The sequence below is a fragment of the Crocosphaera sp. Alani8 genome (assembly GCF_038442745.1).
Taxonomy (GTDB): Bacteria; Cyanobacteriota; Cyanobacteriia; order Cyanobacteriales; family Microcystaceae; genus Crocosphaera.
Genome location: NZ_JARVCN010000455.1, coordinates 1 through 2,215, shown reverse-complemented (window position 1 = coordinate 2,215; position 2,215 = coordinate 1). Strand labels below are relative to the sequence as shown.

Sequence of the window (2,215 nt, the reverse complement as noted above, 5' to 3'; positions counted from 1 at the left end):
GAATAAGAGAACATTTTGCCTGTACCTTGATAGATACCCCTAATGATATTAAGGCTATGAACTTAGGCCTGCAGCGAGAAGCATTAGATTGGAAACAACATAATGTAGTTACTCTAGAAGAACCAGAGTTAATTGTTAATCGGGGAAGAGAATTATTAGAAAGTGCGATCGCCTCCTATGAAAATAAAGGATTTGCTAGTTATGCCGACATAGGAGTAGCTTTAGCCTTATTAGTGGGGTTAAGACCAGGAGAAATCCTTAGAGATGCTGTATTAGAACCCTCATCCCCTTATACTGTGATTTTAAGTCAAGGACAAGCTAAAACCAGGGGCAAAAACAGGGCTTATGAGATGCCCACTCTCATTGAAGCGGATACGGTACTAAAAGGATATAATATCCTCAGAAATATCTTTGAAGCAGATGAAAAAAACGATTTAGAACTAGAAGTTTATAAAAATAATCTGAGATTGCAAGTAGAAGTGAATTTTAGGGAAATTGTCCCCACATTGTCCCGTTTAAACGAGGAAACAACCGTTAATCCTCAAAGGTTAAGAGCCGTTTATGATGCCATCGCAGTATTCTATTATTGTCCACCCCAAGTCAAAGATTTTGCCTTCATCAAAGTTATTAATGGACATGACCCCACACCAGGAAAAGCAGATGCAGCTATGCACTATCTAGATTACCAAATAGGAAATGGTGCGATCGTTAGAGCAAGAGGTCAAAGACAAGGCATTAAACTAGGACAACCAGGCGTTAAAATCATTGACGGGATTGCTGATAAATTAGAAAAAACAGACGGGCAGTCACCAGTTAAAGAAGAAAATACCAATGAGATAATTAATAATTCTCCAGCATTAATGAGGTTTCTCAAAGATAAATCTCAACCAACGACCCCTGAAGCTGTCCCATTAGACATCACCCCTGAAGTATTAGGATTGTCCCCAGAATGGGTGAGGCGGTTAGAAGCTGTAATGAAACAAACCGGTCAAACCGATTTGAAGGCCATGGTGTGTGAGTTGCTAAAGCAAGAGATTAAGTTTCGGGAAGGAATACGCAACCGGCATGAAGGGACAGATTTTGGTTCAATGCCATTGTCAAAGTTAAAAAGAACTCGTCACCCTGAAGCGGCCGCCGAAAAAGTAAGGCGGGCATTCCTAGCCATAAAATATCATAATTCAAATGTGGCAGTTGAGCGATCTCAGCGTTGGTACATAAACCCCACAAGTATCCATAAATTAGTAGGGGGAAGATTCTCAACCATAACCCCTTGGTGTGAAGCCCATTTTGATGAAATAAATTCCCATAACCAAACTTACGAATTAACCGAAGGGGCTAATAGGAAAAGTGTGGATATTAGTGAAATGGTAGAAGTTCCAGAAATGCCGATGGATTAGCTGATAGCATAATCAGTATATTGTCGTCGGTATGGAGCTTGAAAACCGAGGACAATATCGTTTTTAGGGACTCCTAAATCTACTAATTTTTGAGCGATATCAATCTCAGTGCCATTATATTGAAGCCAGATTTTGTTATTTTTAATGTCGAGATGAATAACACAGCCATAGACTCGTTGATCCGAATCCCAACCCACGTTAACAACTTGATAATGATCTCGTGTTTCATCAAAAATAGTTTGAGAGTCAATGTGATCATTACTACGTCTCCTACTATAATCACAGAGAAATTTTTGAATAATTTGGCGATAATGATTTAGTTTATCCATTGAGTAATAATCTCCTTTTGTTCTTGATAAATAATCAATTTAAGGTCAGACTGTCGAACGACTTTTTGAATAAATTTGAGAGAAAAAAACTCATTATAAATATTACTAGGAACGGCCAAATAAAGCACCCGCTCTGGGTCTTTTTCTTCTAATGCAAAGCGATAATTAATAAATTGTCCTAAAGCAGTGTGAAATTCAGAAACAGAAGAAGCTCCTAAAAAACTCTTGATTTCAACAGCAATATAAGAATCGTGGCGTTGAGCAGCAATGATGGTTTCGGCTCCTAAATCAATATAAAATTCAACTCCCCCTACTTTGAGGTAATATGGATCATGAGTGATTATCCAGTCATCTTTTTCAAGGGCGTGTTTGACAATAGAGTGAGTAGCATCTTTAGCAGCCATAAGTTTTGCGTAAATAAGGGATATTTATTACAGAAATTATGTTGATTTTTTCTCTTACTTAAATAGCAGTAAAACCAGTATATTG

At 37.8% G+C, this 2,215-nt stretch carries 3 protein-coding genes; 1 reads left to right on the top strand and 2 read right to left on the bottom strand.

The annotated features are described in order from the left end of the window. Positions 1 to 1,397, top strand: a 1,397-nt coding sequence (locus P9B04_RS22260; RefSeq protein WP_342057149.1) for a protelomerase family protein, incomplete at its 5' end; no start/stop codon positions are given. Here the strand turns inward: P9B04_RS22260 and P9B04_RS22255 are convergent. Beyond that, a complete protein-coding gene (locus P9B04_RS22255) occupies positions 1,394 to 1,726 on the bottom strand; it encodes a XisI protein (RefSeq protein ID WP_342057148.1) in 333 nt (110 codons plus the stop codon). The two genes, P9B04_RS22260 and P9B04_RS22255, sit on opposite strands and share 4 nt — an antisense overlap. Beyond that, the gene (locus P9B04_RS22250; RefSeq protein ID WP_342057147.1) at positions 1,714 to 2,130 is read right to left on the bottom strand and encodes a XisH family protein; all 417 of its coding nucleotides are present in this window, start codon (positions 2,128 to 2,130) and stop codon (positions 1,714 to 1,716) included. Before P9B04_RS22250 ends, P9B04_RS22255 begins: the two co-directional genes overlap by 13 nt. Positions 2,131 to 2,215 lie beyond the last annotated feature (85 nt).

Coding starts and splice junctions, on each gene's coding strand:
- P9B04_RS22250 (WP_342057147.1), bottom strand. CDS start 2,130: ATGGCTGCTAAAGATGCTACTCACTCTATTGTCAAACACGCCCTTGAA.
- P9B04_RS22255 (WP_342057148.1), bottom strand. CDS start 1,726: ATGGATAAACTAAATCATTATCGCCAAATTATTCAAAAATTTCTCTGT.